A 16,832-nucleotide genomic window follows, 5' to 3' on the forward strand; every position below is an offset into this window, starting at 1 on the left:
TAGGGAACTTCGGACGCAAAAACCGCGAAGAATAACGCGGCTTCAAGGCAACGTCTCACAAGCCACACCATCTCCGTCTCGATCCAGTCGATGTGGATCACCCGGTCCACTACGCTCGTAGAAATCCTGTGCCTCGCGCTGAGTACGGAAGTCAGAACAATCCATATCCCGTTGCGCGAATGAAGGAACAACCAGTGACCAGAGGATCAGGATGCCACAAGATATTCGAACGACAGTTTTCATTTTGATCGCCTCCGCTCTCGAGCGTTGCAGCAACCAAATGCCCATGTCAAATCCAGCCCCCCTCAAAGGCATGGCCGGCATCTCCACCCCTGCTAGCCGCCAATGGGCAGACAGTCGATCGACGCGTCAGAGCGGCAGGTGGCGGCACAGTTTGACCGCTTTGGCCCAAGGCGGACGTTCAACCCGGCCCCCTTCTCCTCGAGTTCATTACCGCCGGTTCATGTGCCTGTAGGACCAACCTGATGCCAGAGTACTCCCGCCGCCGCGGTCCTGGAGCGACGGCTACCACACACCGTCCAAGGCGACGTGGACGAAGCGCCTCCGGTGCCTCTCGAGCGAACATGCCGCCCATTTTCAGACGGTCCAGGTTCTTGAACAGACCTCGTTCAGTGTCGGCGTCGTCCTTGATCTGGGCGCCGCCGAACAGCTTGCCCAAGCCTGCGACGGCCGGCAATAGGGAGGGCACTAGGCGACGCGCTCCACCTCGAGCCGCAGGTCGTAGTCCGGGCCGCCAGCGACCTCAAACGGCAAGTCGCCACTCTTGCCGCCGAAGCGGTGAACGTCGCTAAACTTGGCTCCCACCTTGGGTAGCCGCCGCGCCAGTCGGCGTGCCGAGTACAGAATAGTCTTGGACCCCATCAAGTCGTCAGCGATAAGCGACGCGATCTTGTCTTGCACGATCGAAGGGAGCCAACACGCCGCTTGAGTGAACCGCCCTCACAGCCATGGCCATGGTCTGCTTCATGGTCTTAGTCTAGAACAAGGTGTCCTTGAGCTTGTCCCGCCGGCTCTTGCTCCCCTGATTGAGAGCTTTGGTGTTGAGCCCCCAAAGCCGGCGCCTAGCAGAGCTAAGGTCCTTCACCCTGCTGGCGGATAGATCCAGTTTACCGCTCGGGTACCGGGGCATGAAACGGCTATGACCGTACGGCCTTGCGGATGGCGGGGCGACCACATTGCCGTAGAGCTCGATGGCTTTCATCACCTTGTCGTGCGGCAGGGTGCCGACGGTGATCTGAAGTCCGAAGCGGTCGTGCTTGAACCACTCGTGTTGGAACAGGATCTTGTCGATCACCTGCTGCGGGTCGCCAATGAAATAGGCGCCCTGTGGGGTGGTTCCGGCATCGTATTGCGCGCGCGTCGGCGGCGGCCGGCCGCGCTCCTTGCCGAACTGGATCATGGTCCGCTTGAGGGTGGGGAAGGCGACGTCGGCCGCCTCTTTCGCATCCTCGGCGATGAGGCCGTGCGAACCAACACCCACTCGCAAGGTCTTGGGATCGTGGCCGCCTTCCTCGGCCGCCCGGCGATAGATATCGACCAAGGACACGAAGTGCTGCGGCTGGCCGGCGACGGGGAGCATCACCGGCACGCCGAGATAGCCGGCGCGGGCCGCAGAGCACACTGCAACCCGTGCTCGCCGCGGGGGGCGGCAATCACCAGACAAGTTCGCGCTCTTTCGCCTCGCGCTCGGCGAAGCGCTCGCGCGCCTTTTCGACCCGGTGGCGGTTGACTTGAGCCCAGTTGCCAATGGCCAGGAGCGGCTCGTGCAGTTCCCGGCCCATGTCGGTGAGCTCGTAGTCGACGCGTGGCGGAATGCTGGGAGTGATGGTGCGGGTGACGAAGCCGTTCTTCTCGAGGTCGCGCAGGGTGGACGTCAACATCTTCTGGGAGATGCCATCGATCTCGCGCTTCAGTTCGGAGAACCGCCGAGGGCCCCCGCTCAGCGCCCGGATGACGAAGATCGTCCATTTGCCGGCGATCTGCGCCAGCACTTCGGACACCGGCAGTATGGCGCGGTCGCACTCGCTTGAGTTGCTGGGTTCCCAGTGGGTGACAGAGTGATGCATGGGTGACTCCGTATGGAAAAGGTGCCGTCTTGTGCTGTTGGCTCGTGGTCACCAATATAGCGTCAGTTACTGACGGTGACTAGGTCCCTGTTGGTGGCTACCATGTATTCTCTTCAAGGCAGACAGACCATGAGCACTCCCAAGATCGGCATCGTCATCTCCACCACCCGTCAGGGCCGCTTCGGCGACCGGCCGGCGCAGTGGATCTTCGACATCGCCAAACAGCGCCACGACCTCCAATTCGAGCTGATCGACCTGCGCGACTATCCCATCCCAATGTTCGACGCACCGATAGCGCCGGCCTATGCCCCGATCGCAAACGAGGAGGCGCAGCGCTGGGCGAAGAAAGTCGCGGAACTGGACGGCTTCATCTTCGTGACCGCCGAGTACAACCACTCGATCCCGGCGGTGCTGAAGAACACGCTCGACCATGTCCACCATGAGTGGAAGCACAAGCCCGCGGCTTTTGTGGGCTATGGTGGCACTGGCGCCGCCCGCGCCGTCGAGCATCTGCGATCCATTCTGGTCGAGTTGGCGATGGTCCCCACCCGCTTCGCGGTCCATATCGGGATGGAGCCCTATCTCGGCGTATTGAGGGACGGCAAGAGCTTCAACGACTACGATTTTCTCAAGCTCACGGCCGGCATGATGCTGGACGAGCTGGCGTGGTACGCCAGAACGCTGAAGGCCGGGCGCGAGGAGAGCGCGGTGGACGAGGCGGTCGCTGCCTGACCCAGCGACAGGGGCGCAACCGCAACCGTGGGGTTCGGGGCCCCGGTCTCCGTCGTGGAGGCCGGCGCTCTTTTACAGTCCCTTGGGCGAGCAGCGGGGTGATCGTACCCGACCGCGGCAGGGCTAGTCCCGCCGATCGACGTCAAGCATATAGTTCTTCAGCCGGTGTTTTCGGGCTGAGCGAATATGCTCGCGCGTCGCCAGCTCTGCCGCGTCCGGATCTCTCGACCGGATGGCGTTGAGGATCGCCTTGTGTTGCTGGTGAGCTTCCTCGGCGCGTTCCTTGTTGCCCAGGGTGGTGGGAAGCAGCGACAGAACGGTAAGGCTGTCCAGCGTACGCATCAGGTGGCGATTGTGGGCGGCGAGATAGATGAGTGCGTGGATCCGGCTGTTGATCCTCGCCGTCAGTTCGCCCCGGCTCAGAATCTGCGCTTCGGTTTCGACAAACTCGGCCAGGGCCTCGATCTCGGTATCGGACGCGTGCTGGGCGGCGAGGCGCGCAGCAGTGCCCTCGAGCACTTCGCGCATGGTGTAGAGTTCAAGGATCATCTGGTGATCGAGCAGGGTCACGGTCAGGCCGCGGCGGGGTTCGTGAGTGAGCAGGCCCTCGCCTTCCAGCCGGTAGATGGCCTCGCGCACCGGCGTGCGCGACATGCCGAGGCGGCTGCTGAGATCAGCTTCGGTGACCCGTGAACCGGGCGGAAGTGCCCCTTCCTTGATCAACTCCTTGAGCTGGGAATAGGCCGTCAGCGCAAGGTCCCGCGTACCGCCCTCTGGCTCAGGTGTCGCCTTTACACGAGTCTTGGGCATCTGATTCCTTTCGCGCCGTGCTTCGCACTGCTGAGTTCAGCCACAAGCGGACGGAAAACTCAACAGCGGCCATATCGCCATAGTCCCATATTGACCGAGTGTATTCAACTGCGTACAGTTGTCTCCAAAGCACGCCCGCGGGTCAACTGGTGATTGAATGAATTGCTCTGAAGTGATGGTTCGCTACCTCAAGGAAGCGGGAATCGGCCAGGTTTTCGGCTATCCCGGAGACCCCAGCGTACCTTTCCTGGAGGCCTGCCGACTCGAGGATATGCCCTTCGTACTCGCGACTCGGGAAGGGACCGCGGGCCTGATGGCTGAGGCCTACGGTCAGCTCACCGACCTGCCGGGGGTTTGCCTCTCGACCCTCGGGCCCGGCTCCTCGAACACCATCAACGCGGTGGCGAGCGCATATCTCGATCGCGCGCCGATGATCGCCATTTCCGGGCAGATCGAAACCAGGCGCGAGGCGCTCTTCACGCACCAGGTGATGGACCACAATCGCGTGTTCGCGCCGATCACCAAGTGGACCACCAGCATCAACCCCCACACGGTGGGCGGCATCATGCGCCGGGCGTTGCGCCTGTCGGTGAGTGAGCGTCCCGGGCCGATCCATATTTCGACGCCCGGCGACTTTGTGGGCGCCGATGCGGTGGATGCCGAGATACGCCTGCCGCCGCTCCACGCCGAAATGGAAGGCGGACTGGTCTGGGGCGGCGTGGAGAAGCTGATCGCGCGCATCAAGGCGGCACGCCGGCCGGTGATCCTTGCCGGCGTTTCGGCGATCCGCAGCAGGGCGACGGCGGAGATCACCGCGCTTGCCGAGCAGCTCGGCGCTCCCCTGGTCGTATCGCCGATGGCGAAGGGCATTGTCGACGAGACCCATCCGTACTTCGCCGGCACCCTGGACATGGCGTGCAACAAGTTCATCTGGGACTTTCTCAAGTCCTCCGACCTGATCCTCGCGGTGGGTTTCGATGCCGTCGAGCTGATCAAGCCGTGGACGCTGAGCGTTCCGGTCGTCCATATCGACAGCGTTCCCAATACCGACCAGATCTATCAAGCCGATCTCGAGGCCGTCGGCCCGATCGCGCCCATGCTGTCGATCCTCCTCGCCGGCCTTCGCGTGGAAGGCCCGCGCTGGACTGAGGCGGAGATTGCCGGCCATCGCGCCGAACTGCGGCGGAACTACCTCGCCGGCCGGGTGCAAGGCCGGCTCAACCCATCCGACGTGGTCGAGACGGTGCTTGCCGCGAGCAGCAAGGACACGCTGGTCACCTCGGACGTCGGCTCGCACAAGCTGCTGGTAGGGCAGGGTTGGGTGGCGCAGCAGCCCAAGGGCGTGCTGATGAGCAACGGCCTGTCGTCGATGGGCTATGGTCTGCCCGCGGCAATGACCGGAAGCATCCTCTCGCCCGAGCGTGACGTGGTGTGCTTTACCGGTGATGGCGGCCTGGCCATGGTGCAGGGCGAGCTGAGAACGGCGTCCGCTCTCAAGCTGGGCGGACTGACAGTCGTGGTATTCTGCGACAACAGCCTCAACCGCATCGAGCTCAAGCAGCTGGCTCGGCAGTATCCGAGCTTCGGCACGCGGATCGAGCCGACCGACGTACCGCTGCTGGCGAGCAGCATGGAATGCGACGGGGTCAGCGTGTCGTCCATCCCTGAACTCGAACGCGTGCTCGCGAACCGGCGCCCGGGCGGCGACCGTCCGCTGGTCATCGCGGCCCAGATCGATCCCTCCCAGTACGCGGCGCAATTTTGATGTCGACACTCCCGTTCAAGCCAGAGCTTTTTTTCGGCGGCGCATGGCACGCCTCCGCGACGTCTGCCGCCGTGTTCGACAAGTTCTCCACCGAGCCGGCGTGGTCGGTAGCGCTGCCCTCGGCGACGCAGATCGCCGAGGCGGTTTCAATCGCCCACGCGGCGCATCGTGCCGGCGCACCGACAGAGCACGAGCGAGCCCGGATTCTCGAGCGTGCCATCGACATCGTTGCCTCGCGGGCTGACGCGTTTCGCCTGCTGATGGCCGTGGAGGCGGGATTTCCCAGCCGCGACGCCGATGGCGAGATATCGCGCTGCGGCGAGACGCTGAAGCTTTCGGCGATCGCCGCGCGGCAGCTGACCGGCGAAACCATTCCGTTCGGAGGCGCACCGGGCGGCGCCGGTCGTATGGGCTATACCGTGCCGATGCCGGTCGGTCCCGTGCTGGCGGTGACGCCCTTCAACTCGCCGCTGAACACCGTCACCCACAAGATCGCACCGGCCTTTGCGGCCGGCAATCCGGTCATCCTCAAGCCATCGCTGCATACGCCGGGCACAGCCGCCCTGCTGGTTCAATGCCTGCACGAGGCTGGAGTGCCGGCAGGTTTTCTTGGGCTTCTGCATGGTGGCCCCGACGTCGTCTCGGCGATCATCGAGGACCAGCGGATCAGGTTCATCACCTTCACCGGCGGCACGGCGGCCGGCGCCTCCATCCAGTCGCGCGCCGGATTGCGTCGGACGTCGATGGAACTGGGCAGCATTGCCTCGACGATCTTGTGCGCCGACGCCGATCTGAAAGCGGCGATCCCCAAGGTGGTCGCCGCATCGTTCCGCAAGGCTGGGCAGGTCTGCAGCTCGATCCAACTGCTGCACGTGGCTCGACCGCTCTACGAGCAGGTCGTCGACGAGATCTGTGCCGGTGGAGGGGCGCTGAGCGTGGGCGATCCGTGCCTCGCTGCAACAGATGTCGGCCCGCTCGTTTCGGTCGCCGCCGCGGAGCGCGTCGAGGCCTGGGTCAACGAGGCCGTGGCGCAGGGCGCCCGGGCACCGCTGGCGGGCAAGCGCGACCGCGCCTGCTACACGCCCGCCGTGCTCACCGACGTCACGGTGGACATGCGCGTGACTTGCGAGGAAATCTTCGGGCCGGTGGTGAGCATCATCCCGTTCGACGAATTCGGCGAGGCGATCGAGCGCGTCAATGCCAGCCCATATGGGCTGGCCTGTGGCGTGTTTACGCGGGACCTGGGGATCGTCGACCGCGCCGTGGCCGGCATCGACGTCGGCGGCCTGCACATCAACGAGACGAGCTCGAGCCGGCTCGATCTCATGCCCTATGGCGGGGTCAAGGCGAGCGGCTTCGGTCATGAGGGACCGCACTACGCAGTGCGGGAGATGACCGAGGACAAGCTGGTCACGATCCGCATGTGACTTCATAAGGACCCTGCAATGACCGATCTTTCGCGGCGCATCGGCGACTACGCCGCGTCGCTCAGCTACGCCCTGCTTCCTCCCGAGGTGGTGCACCAGACCAAGCGCACCATCCTCGACACGGTCGGGTGCGCGTTCGGCGGCTATCGCAGCAAGCCGAGCGACATAGCCCATGACCTTGCCGCAACCATCAGCAGCACGAAGCCGGCGACGATCTGGTGCAGCGGGCGGAGGACGAGCGTCGATCTCGCCGCCTTCGCCAACGACATCATGGTCCGCTATCTGGACCACAATGACGGCTATATCAGCAAGGGCAGCGGCCACCCGTCCGACACCGTTGCGGCGCTGATCCCGGTCGCCGAGATGGTGGGCTCGAGCGGACGCGACCTCATACTCGCGACGGTCATCGCCTATGAGGTTTTCGGACGCATGTGCGATGTCTGGGCCAACAAAAAATCCGGCATCGACCACGTCACCATGGGGATCGCGGCGACAACGGTCGGCGCCGCGCGGCTCTATGGTCTCGATGCGGCGCAGATTTCGGAAGCGCTCAACATGAGCCTTGCGGGCAACATCGCGCTCAATCAGACGCGCTTCGGCAACGTCTCGAACTGGAAGGCGGCGGGCTACGCCAACGCCAACCGCAACGCCATCTTCTCCGTCGAGATGGCCGCTCGCGGCATGACCGGGCCGTCGCCGATCTTCGAAGGCAAATACGGGTTCTTCAACATCGTCAGCCACATGCCGTTCGAGCTCGCGCCGTTCGGTCCCGAAGCCACCTTTCGCATCATGCACAGTTCAGCCAAGCGGTTCCCGCTCGGCCAGTATGCGCAGACGGTGGCGCAGGCGGCGCTTGATGCGCGCGTCGCCATCGGCGGCCGCTACCAGGACATCGATCGGGTGACGGTGCGAACACTGAAGACGGGCCTCCTCGTCATGGCGGACGAGCCCGACAAGTGGCGACCGCGGAACCGCGAGACGGCCGACCACAGCATGCCATTCACTGCCGGCGTTGCGCTCAAGCACGGCTCGGTCAAGCACGAGCACTTCGACGATTTCACCGATCCCGAACTGGTCGACCTGGTGTCGCGCATCGCCTGCATCGAGTCCGACGAGGCCAACGCTCGCGAGGCGGAAATGAACCTGTGCGAACTCGAGCTCGTGATGAAGTCGGGCGATGTGCATGCGACGCGGGTGGAGCACCATCGCGGCCATTGGCGCAACCCGATGTCGGACGCCGAGATCGAGGAGAAGTTCCGCGAGCTGTCGCACGGTTTTCTGCCGGCCGGACAGGCGACGGCGCTGATCGGCGCGCTCTGGGCGCTCGACAGCGCTCGGGATCTGGCGCCGCTCGTGGCGCTGACGATTCTGCCCGAGGCATGAGGCCGCCCGGGATGCTGAGAGGAGCCTGTCGGAGCCGATAGCGGCTGGACACTCGGTCTCTCAGCGTATACCATTGCATGCAGAAATACACTGAGGGAGGAACAGCATGGATTTTTCTGGCATAATGGCGGCGGTGGGCGTTGGTCTGCTTAGCCTCGTCTCGACGTCGGCGATGGCTCAGTATCCGGAACGGCCGGTGACGGTGATCATTCCGTTTGCGCCAGGAGGCGGCGCCGACATCACCGCGCGGACGATATTTCCGTTCGTCGCCAAGCACATGCCGAACGGCGCGACCTTCGTAATGGTGAACCGCGCCGGCGGCGGCGGGGAACTCGGATTCACCGAAATCGCTCTGTCCGAGCCCGACGGCTACACTCTCGGCGCGATCAACACGCCCAGCGTGGTGATGAAGCCGATCGAAAAGCAGACCCGCTTCACACGCGAGGACTTTACCTATGTCGCGAACCTGGCCTTCGACCCGAGCGGCGTCGCGGTGCGGGCGGATTCGCCCATCCAGAGCCTCGAGCAACTCATCGAAGAGCTGAAAGCCAATCCGGGTTCGGTCGTCGCGGGTACTGCCGGTGTCGGCAGCGAGGATCATCTGCTGCTGTCGCGGCTCATGAATCTGGCCGGCGTCGAGATCCGGCTGGCGCCATTCGGCAGCTCCGGCGAGGCGCTGGTGGCGTTGAAGGGCGGACATGTTGGCATCACCGTCGTCAACAGCGCCGTGTCGGCGGCTGAAGCGGGCAATATCCGCGTCCTCGCGCTCGCTTCCGACAGGCGCTGGGAGCACCTTCCGGACGTGCCGACCTTCCGGGACCTGGGGATCGACCTCATCGGTGGATCGGCGCGCGGCTACGGCGGTCCCGCCGGCATGCCCGAGGACGTGACCAAGATGCTCGCCGATGCGTTCGCGGCGGCCGTTGCCGATCCCGAGTTCCTTGCCGTCGCGGCCGAACAGAAGCTGCCGCTGCGTTACATGGACGCCGAGGCGTACCGCGCCTTCGTCGAGGATCAGCACGGGGCCATCGCCAAGCAATGGGAAGTCGATCCCTGGATCAAATAGCAGCGGCCACAATGGTTGCGCCATCGAGGCCGGGTCGATCCTGACCCGGCCTTCTTCATCCACCGGATTGTCATATGACTCGCACGTACGATCGCATCGGCTATGTGGCGGTGCTCCTGCTGGGGCTCGGCGCCTTCTGGCTGACATTGGACTTCGCGCCGGAATCGGCGATCTTCCCCCAACTCGTTTCCGGGGTTCTCGCAGCGATGGGCGCGCTGCATCTCGTCGGGAGCTTCCTGGGCGGGCCTGCCACCGTCCCCGAGCCCGAGGACGATGCCTCCGGCGGCTACCAGCTCGATGCCAGTGAAGGGTTCTTCGATTCGCCGGTTCGCTTTGGCATCATCTTCACGGCGTCGCTGGCCTACTGCATCGGCATCGCAGTCATCGGCTATTACACCGCCACGCTGATTTTCGTGCCTGTCGCTCTGGTAGCCCTCGGCTATCGCAAACCGATGGGCATCTTCTTTGCGACGGTGGGCTACGTGCTGGTCACCTGGCTGGTCATCACCGTCATCTTTTCCCGCGTTCTGCCGTCAGAACGCATCCTTCAGCTCTTTGGTTGACGCGATGGACATTCTCTCCGCTCTCATCAATGCCGTGCCGGACATCCTTGCCTGGCAGGTCGTGCTTGCCATGGTCGCCGGCCTCATAGGCGGCATCGTCCTGGGAGCTATCCCGGGGCTTGGTGCGCCGATGGGTATCGCCATGCTGATCCCGCTCACCTATGGGATGGAGCCACTGGTCGCGCTCGGCATGCTCGCCGGCGTCCACAACGGTGCGTCCTTCGGCGGCGCCATTCCGGCCGTGCTGCTCCGCATTCCCGGAACCACCAGCGCCATCTTCACGACCCTCGATGGATATCCGCTCGCCCAGAAGGGCAAGGCCGGCGCCGCGGTGTGGCTGGCTGCCGTATCGTCTGCGGTGGGAGGCGTGCTCAGCGCGCTCTCGCTCATCATTCTGGCACCCATGCTGATGCTAGTGACGCTGGCTTTTGGTCCCTCCGAGATCTTTTGGGTCACCGTCTTCGGTCTCGCTTCGGTCAGCATCCTGCTCGGCAACAGGCCGGGCAAGGGCGTCATTGCTGCCGCTGTCGGCCTGCTCATCAGTCTTGTCGGCCAGGATCGGATCAGCGGCCAGGAGCGCTTCACCTTCGGCCAGATCGAGCTTCTCAATGGTCCACTGGTCGTTGCCGTTCTCACCGGCATCTACGCTCTGCCGCCGGCCTGGAATATGATCGAGAAGGCGCTATCGGCAAAGTTCGCCCAGTCCAAGATCGAAAAGCCGGAGAAGGGGTTGTGGACATACCGCCAACTCATTCCGGTCTGGCTGAAGTCGTCACTGATCGGCATCGTGGTCGGCGTGCTGCCCGGCTCCAGCGGTGGCTCGAGCAGCGCCATCGCCTACAATGAGACCAAGCGTGCGTCCAAACATCCCGAAGAGTTCGGGCATGGTTCGGTCGAGGGACTGGCGGCCGCCGAAGCCGGCAACAATGCCGACAACGCCGCGGCGATGATCCCGGCGCTGACACTGGGCGTTCCCGGCAGTGGTGTCGCCGCGCTGATGCTGGGGGCACTCCTCATTCATGGCCTGCACCCGGGTCCCGAATTGTTCCAGAACGCTCCCGACGTCGTCTACGGCTACATGCTGCAGATGCTCGTGACGTCGGCGCTTATCCTGCCGTTCGGGGGCTATTTCGCCACCAAGATCTTCGCCAAGGCGCTGATGATCCCGGCAACGATGCTCGGCATCCTCATCATCGCGGTCACCGTGCTCGGCATCTACACCGTCAACAACTCGATGTTCGACGTGTACCTGCTGCTCGGCTCGGGCGTGCTCGGCTATTTCATGGAAAAGCTGCGCTACCCGCCTGCGCCGCTAGTGCTTGGCCTCGTGCTCGGCTCGGTTGCCGAATACAACCTGCGGCTTGCCATGATCATCAGCAATGACGACTGGACGGTGCTGTTTTCGAGGCCGATCTCGCTGATCATCCTTGCCCTGATCGTGGTGGTGATCGGCCTGCCTGTGGGACTGAAGCTGCTGGCGCAGCGCAAACGCGCTACCGCAAGATGAGATAGGCGGTGCCCGCTAAGCGGGCACCGCCTCGGCAATGCGCCGGGCGAGGCTGTGGCCAACGGCGCCGGTGCCCAACGCGCCACCCAGGTCGCGGGTCGTTTCGCCGGTCGCGATCGCGGCTTCTACGCCCGTTTCGATGGCGCGGGCGGCGTCGAGCAGCCGGCGGGAACCGTGCCGCTGCCCCAGCCAGCCCAGCAGCAGGCCGGCCGAAAGGACAAGCGAAAACGGGTTGGCGATATCCTTGCCCGCGATGTCCGGCGCCGAACCATGCGAAGCCTGCGCCATGCCGTAGTCGGTCCCCGAGTTGATCGAGGCGCCCAGCCCCAGACTGCCCGCCAGTTCCGCGGTGAGATCAGAGAGAATGTCGCCGTACATGTTGGAGGTGACGATCACATCGAACCGCGATGGGCGGCGCACGATGTGGGCAACCATCGCATCGATGAGTTCGTCGTCGACGATGACTTCGGGATAGTTCGCGGCGACGCGCCGGCAGGACTCGATGAACAGGCCGTCGGTCACTTTCAGCACGTTCGCCTTATGGACAATGGTGACGCGCTTGCGACGAGCCATTGCCAGCCGGAACGCCGCATCGGCGATACGCTCGGAGCATTGCCGGGTGATGCGGCGAAGCGAGATCGCCACGTCGGGCGTAACCAGGATCTCTCCGCCGCCCGCTTCCATGTTCCGGTCGGCATAAAAGCCCTCGGTGTTCTCGCGCGCGATGACGAGGTCGAAGGGGCCGAGCTTGTTGGGCAGGTTCGGGAACGTACGGTTTGGCCGGATATTGGCATAGAGATCGAGGCGCTTGCGGAAGAACATGGACGGGTTGACCTCGCCCTTTGATGGATCCTTGAACTCGAAGGTAGCTGTTGGGCCGAGAACGATGCCCGCGCAGCGCTTGGCTTCATCGATCAGTTCCTCCCGGACAGTTGTGCCGTGCCGCGCGAGACTGGCATGGCCTACCATGTCATGGACGAACTTGAGCCCTAATGCGAAGCGTGCAGAAACACTGTCGAGCACCTCAAGGGTCGCGGCCATGATTTCCGGTCCGATTCCATCACCGGGAAGAACGAGCAAGCGCATTAATGTCTCCAGTTGGGTACGTGTGGACACTAATGTATACAGAGCGGTTTGTCACGCTTGATCGCCCACTGAAGGCAAGAGCGAGGTGGCGAGGTAGCTATCGACAGAGACAATCCCGAGGGGGTGGAACTCGTGCGTGCTGGTCTCGGGTCTGAAGCCAGCGGGTCTCCGAACGGCCGCGAAAGTTGGAACCGCCTGCCCTCTGTCCCGGGGCGATGAGATGCACGAGACCATTTTGATGTAAGTCGGATTTTGGTTAGATGCGCCGGCTCGAAGATGCCAATGTGCTGAGCAATCTCGAAGGTCGTCACTACGACCCGGATGGCCCCAAAGGTTCGTCGTCACCGAGCAGAGATTGCTATCGACTACAGAACACCGGCGACGGAGCCACGGCGAGCGGCTAGGCCAACGCACTTGCTCGGTTATGGGATGTCGATGTCGCCGCTGTCCTTCTTATTGGGATGAGCCGACTGAGCTTGGGCCGGCGCGCTGGGCTCTTGCCCACAATTAGGGCAATACCTCCGGATTCGTCACGGGGCGGATGGACGCTTTCGCGTAGAGCTAGTCGGTAGGCTCGACAGCTGCTTGAGATCGACTACCTAGGGTTATGGAGCGCCCCTGCCTCCGCGAGCAACCTCGTATGATAGTCGGTCAGCGCATAGAGGACATCCTCGTCATACAGCGCCTTCAATTGAGCAGGCACCGGCAGGCCCGCAAGTTCCACCTCCGGCAGCTCCTCCTTCGCTCTGAAGGTGACGAGAGCCCTTATGAAGTCCACAAGGGAGCCGGACTCCTCTGGGTTGGGTTCGAGTATCCGAAGTTTCTCGAGGGTGGCCTTTATTGCCTGCAGTTCCTGCTGATCGAGCCTGTCCGCCTCTTCCGGCGTGATTGGCACCGTCACGAAGATCCGTCGGGCCCTCGCCAACCAGATTCCCGCCTCCTCCAGACCGTTCTTGCCCCCGTTGATCAGCCGCCGTACCTCCATTAAATCGTCCCTGTCCGCTGGCTTGTTCGCGTCGACAGCGGCCCAGAATGATGTGGCGACCTTGAAGCCGGTGTCGGGCTGCCGAACCTGGTCTGGGTCGTCGACCAGCTTTAGACCGAGCTGCTTGCCGCGGCGGTCGAAGTTGTCGCGGCCCGTCAATTGCATGAAACCGGATCCACGGTAGGTCCAGCCATCGTTTGGACCCGTATTGCCGAGCCGTCCCCCGTAGACGTGGTTTGCGATGGCCTGGGGCTTATGCTCGAGTCGAGCCGCGTCGGCGTCGGAAACTCGGCTCTTGAAGACTTTGCGTAGTCTGCTGGCGGAGTAGTTGAGATTCTCGTCGATGCGCGCGAAACCGCCCGTCTCAGTGGCAATCTGCGCCAGGAAATGGTGGACCCGAATAGGGGTGATGATCTTTTCGCCGATAACGTGCTTCCATCCTTTCACGATGGCCTCGAGCAGGTCGCTCCTCGCCTTTGGCGAGAACCTGGCCATCTTTTCAACGGTGATCAGACCCGATCCCGCCTCATCCGGCGCACACGCCGTGGCGCTTTCCTGGGCCAGCGTCGAAATTGGCAATAGGGCAAGTGTCGAACCCGCCAAAAAACCACGTCGCCTCATGTTCCCCTCCTATTGGCATTCAGGTAGCGCGATGTCGGCCTGTTGAGCTTGAGCCAGTATGGCACTCGCCATCACGGCTCGGTTGAGATCGACGAATTCTCCGGACCCAACAAAGCCCCAGTGGTGTAGGCCGCCGACACAGAACTCGCCCTCGGCCCTCCGCGATCGGACGAGGATCGGTGATCCCGAACTGCCTCCCGCCGAGTCGCAGCGATGTGAAAAATCCTGCTGGCTGGGAGGATCGCCCCGCCCCGTGACTTCAAGTTCGATCGGCAGACAGCCGTTGATCGACACCATCTTGGGCTCTCCGCCCGGGTGGTGGATCAGTACCGCCTCCTCATCGGGCTCCGGCGGCACAGCTAGCAATGCCAAAGCGGCTAGGCCCTGGGGGCCGGCCTCGGCCATCTCTAGAATGGAAAAATCAAGCGCGTAGTCGGTTAGCAGTACCTGCTTGCACCCCACCTGTGCGCCCATCGTCGTACTCTCGAACTTGTCCACAAAGTAGTCGAAAACAAGTGACGCAGAGGCGCAGTCCGCGGCGGTCGCCACGCAGTGATTGTTCGTCATTGCCAGCCGTTCGCCGATAACGAAGCCGGAGCAATTCTCGAGCTCCCAATTGGGCGTGATGACGGAGATATAGACAACTGCGCGCGCAGCAGCCTCGATATCCGCACGCTGCGCCTTGAGAAGAGGCCGCTCGTCGTCTTCCCCGAAGATGGATTCCCAAGACCGGGTCGGGTTCCGCTGGCGAAAAATCTTGGTGACGGACAGCTTCACATCCGCAATGTCCGGCGCATAGACCGCGACCGTCAGCGTCGAACCGAACACTACACCGCTGACAAACTCGGCCGCGTCCGATCCGTTTGGATAACTGTAGGTGTGCGCATTCTGCGCGTTCGCGCCGGCCATCCGCTTGCCAGAGACGACAATCGCCGAGGACGGCGGCAGATGCTCCACAACAATGGTAGCGCGCGTGTAAGCGCTAGTGGTATCGAGCGACGGAAAACTGAACTCGAAATGGTCCCCTGCCGGTTGGAACGACGTGAAAGCGACGCTCTTGGCGGTGGCATCAAGGCCACCGTCTAGCGCCACTTCCTGCGCAAAGGCCGCACCCCACCAAGCGGCCACAATCATCCCCAGCGCTGCCAGCCGCACAGTAGGAAGGCGCATCAGATTGCCCTTCGTGTGAACTTCACGACCTCATCGACCTTGAGCTTGGAACGAGGGCCATCCGCTTCGCGGAAGACCAACTCCTGGTCTTGGGGGATACTGCCCTCGAGCCGGACGACCTTTGCGTCCGGGTTGCTCTCGGGCTGCAGGAACAGAACGATGTCAGCGGGATCGTTTTCGACCCTTTGGAACCCGAGGATATCCGCGATCGGAATGGGTTCCGTCCTGCTGGTCCCATTGTTGAAGAATTCAAGTTCTCCGGAGGCCTGTCCTCCGCGGTCCACCCGCACGAGCTTGGCCGATTTCACATCACCGTCTTCGTCAACTGTGCGGTCCCGACCTCCGTCCAAAAAGCACTCGATATCCAGCTTGCCACCAACCATTGCGCCCATTAGATCGCGGCTGACGTCGGAGCAGGCAATCAGTCGCTCCCGCGTACCTCGTGGCGTCCAGCGCTCACCCAAGGCCAGCGCCAGGCTTACTGCTCCGGAGACGATCGCTGCCGACTGGGAACTTCCCGACATGTCGCCATATTTGTTGAGAGGCATCGTGCCCAGGATACCTTCCCCGTCTGCTCCCAATGCGAAGCCGGAATTGGAATTGGATCCGGATAAGACCGCCCCGCCGTCGGTATCGAGCGCTACCACTGTGACCACATTGTCCTGGGTCAGCCCCAGGCACGCCGGGGTGAGAAAGCACCCGTCCGTCTCTTTTGTGTTACCGGCTGCGGCGACGAATAGAACGCCCGTTCCGTGGTTCTCGATGAGTTCACTCAACCACTCGTGACGCTCTTGGTCTGAAGTCGCCATCGTTGGTTGTTTCGGGAGATAACCAAGGCTCAGATTCACAACGTGAACCTGTTGCTCGAACATTATCCTGCCGATCACCCTGAGAAGCCAGCTGCCGTATCCCTCATCGGTCAGATTGTCCATGTCGACTTGGACGCCGATAATCTTGGCCATCGGGTTGATCCCCCCCGCGCCGAAACCGTCCCATCGCGAGGCAATGATACCGGCCAGATGCGTTCCGTGACGTTCCCTGATGAACGCCTCCGTCTGCTGCGGAGTCTCGAGACTGAAGCGTCCCGCGTCACCGCATTTCTCCCGGGCCGGCGGCACCGATATTCCAGTTGGGTGGGTGAGGCTTGCTGACATCGATGCGGTCGCCTGGCCTGAGGCACTGCCCTGATAGTGGAAGTCACCACTGACAATCGGGCAAACCTTGGCATCTCGATCCACCGCGCTGGAGCAGTCGTAAACCACGAAGTCCTGGGGAAGGTCACAGTGCTTGGCGTCGAAAAAACTGTCGACGATCATCACGCTTGGCATCGAGCCGCCTTGCAATATTCGGGCACGCAACTCTTCGGTTTTCGCCACCGGGAAGCGCACCGACTTGAGCTCGGCGTCCTGGCTTGGATGGAAGTCGCCGAACAACGAAGCTGGTTCGAATTTCTCCCATTTGTTGACGTCGACGAGCTTGCCTCCGATCCCCAACCTCTCGACTATGTTGTCGGGAAGCCCCTTGCCATCCTGCTGGACGAAGTCCGGCACCAAGACGTTGCTCCAAGTTCTAGGCTTTACATCGGGATCCTTCTGAACCTTGCTGGGGTCGTCCGAGAAAACTGTGTAGG

At 62.9% G+C, this 16,832-nt stretch carries 16 protein-coding genes; 7 read left to right on the forward strand and 9 right to left on the reverse strand.

The window, feature by feature from the left end:
• Nucleotides 1-42: 42 nt before the first annotated feature.
• From JWQ89_RS22555 to JWQ89_RS16925, 4 genes are all read right to left on the reverse strand, one after another.
• On the reverse strand, nucleotides 43-324 hold the full coding sequence (locus JWQ89_RS22555; RefSeq protein WP_366144019.1) for an excalibur calcium-binding domain-containing protein: 282 nt from the start codon (nucleotides 322-324) through the stop codon (nucleotides 43-45).
• A gap of 384 nt (nucleotides 325-708) precedes the next feature.
• Nucleotides 709-921 (reverse strand): hypothetical protein, encoded by a 213-nt coding sequence (locus JWQ89_RS16915; protein WP_299642873.1) that lies wholly within the window; start codon nucleotides 919-921, stop codon nucleotides 709-711.
• Nucleotides 922-997: 76 nt separating this feature from the next.
• On the reverse strand, nucleotides 998-1,642 hold the full coding sequence (locus JWQ89_RS16920; protein ID WP_299642875.1) for an LLM class flavin-dependent oxidoreductase: 645 nt from the start codon (nucleotides 1,640-1,642) through the stop codon (nucleotides 998-1,000).
• 31 nt (nucleotides 1,643-1,673) lie between these two features.
• Nucleotides 1,674-2,087 carry a helix-turn-helix domain-containing protein gene (locus JWQ89_RS16925; protein WP_299642876.1) on the reverse strand — a complete coding sequence of 138 codons (414 nt, stop codon included), beginning with the start codon at nucleotides 2,085-2,087 and terminating at the stop codon, nucleotides 1,674-1,676.
• A gap of 129 nt (nucleotides 2,088-2,216) precedes the next feature.
• On the opposite strand from JWQ89_RS16925, the gene JWQ89_RS16930 reads away from it, so the two are divergent.
• On the forward strand, nucleotides 2,217-2,819 hold the full coding sequence (locus JWQ89_RS16930) for an NAD(P)H-dependent oxidoreductase (RefSeq protein ID WP_299642877.1): 603 nt from the start codon (nucleotides 2,217-2,219) through the stop codon (nucleotides 2,817-2,819).
• Between the two features lie 123 nt (nucleotides 2,820-2,942).
• Here JWQ89_RS16930 and JWQ89_RS16935 read toward each other — a convergent pair whose 3' ends face one another.
• The gene (locus tag JWQ89_RS16935; protein WP_299642878.1) at nucleotides 2,943-3,629 is read right to left on the reverse strand and encodes a GntR family transcriptional regulator; all 687 of its coding nucleotides are present in this window, start codon (nucleotides 3,627-3,629) and stop codon (nucleotides 2,943-2,945) included.
• A 157-nt stretch (nucleotides 3,630-3,786) separates the two neighbouring features.
• Between JWQ89_RS16935 and JWQ89_RS16940 the strand changes: the two genes are divergently transcribed.
• From JWQ89_RS16940 to JWQ89_RS16965, 6 genes are all read left to right on the forward strand, one after another.
• Entirely contained in the window at nucleotides 3,787-5,394 is a 1,608-nt protein-coding gene (locus JWQ89_RS16940) for a thiamine pyrophosphate-binding protein (RefSeq protein WP_299642879.1), read from the forward strand.
• A complete protein-coding gene (locus JWQ89_RS16945; protein ID WP_299642880.1) occupies nucleotides 5,394-6,821 on the forward strand; it encodes an aldehyde dehydrogenase family protein in 1,428 nt (475 codons plus the stop codon). Before JWQ89_RS16940 ends, JWQ89_RS16945 begins: the two co-directional genes overlap by 1 nt.
• Nucleotides 6,822-6,839: 18 nt before the next feature.
• Entirely contained in the window at nucleotides 6,840-8,204 is a 1,365-nt protein-coding gene (locus JWQ89_RS16950) for an MmgE/PrpD family protein (protein WP_299642882.1), read from the forward strand.
• A gap of 106 nt (nucleotides 8,205-8,310) precedes the next feature.
• Nucleotides 8,311-9,270, forward strand: coding sequence for a tripartite tricarboxylate transporter substrate binding protein (locus JWQ89_RS16955; RefSeq protein ID WP_299642884.1), 960 nt, complete (start codon nucleotides 8,311-8,313; stop codon nucleotides 9,268-9,270).
• A gap of 74 nt (nucleotides 9,271-9,344) precedes the next feature.
• Entirely contained in the window at nucleotides 9,345-9,833 is a 489-nt protein-coding gene (locus JWQ89_RS16960; RefSeq protein ID WP_299642886.1) for a tripartite tricarboxylate transporter TctB family protein, read from the forward strand.
• A gap of 4 nt (nucleotides 9,834-9,837) precedes the next feature.
• On the forward strand, nucleotides 9,838-11,340 hold the full coding sequence (locus JWQ89_RS16965; protein ID WP_299642888.1) for a tripartite tricarboxylate transporter permease: 1,503 nt from the start codon (nucleotides 9,838-9,840) through the stop codon (nucleotides 11,338-11,340).
• Nucleotides 11,341-11,355: 15 nt separating this feature from the next.
• Here JWQ89_RS16965 and JWQ89_RS16970 read toward each other — a convergent pair whose 3' ends face one another.
• From JWQ89_RS16970 to JWQ89_RS16985, 4 genes are all read right to left on the reverse strand, one after another.
• Nucleotides 11,356-12,426, reverse strand: a complete 1,071-nt coding sequence (locus JWQ89_RS16970; protein ID WP_299642894.1) for an isocitrate/isopropylmalate dehydrogenase family protein — start codon at nucleotides 12,424-12,426, stop codon at nucleotides 11,356-11,358.
• 595 nt (nucleotides 12,427-13,021) lie between these two features.
• Entirely contained in the window at nucleotides 13,022-14,032 is a 1,011-nt protein-coding gene (locus tag JWQ89_RS16975) for a glycoside hydrolase family 19 protein (protein WP_299642889.1), read from the reverse strand.
• 9 nt (nucleotides 14,033-14,041) lie between these two features.
• On the reverse strand, nucleotides 14,042-15,202 hold the full coding sequence (locus JWQ89_RS16980; protein ID WP_299642891.1) for a serine protease: 1,161 nt from the start codon (nucleotides 15,200-15,202) through the stop codon (nucleotides 14,042-14,044).
• On the reverse strand, nucleotides 15,202-16,832 hold a 1,631-nt coding region (locus JWQ89_RS16985; RefSeq protein ID WP_299642893.1), incomplete at its 5' end, for a S8 family serine peptidase. The genes JWQ89_RS16985 and JWQ89_RS16980, both read right to left, overlap by 1 nt.

The organism is Devosia sp., from assembly GCF_028290645.1.
GTDB lineage: Bacteria > Pseudomonadota > Alphaproteobacteria > Rhizobiales > Devosiaceae > Devosia_A.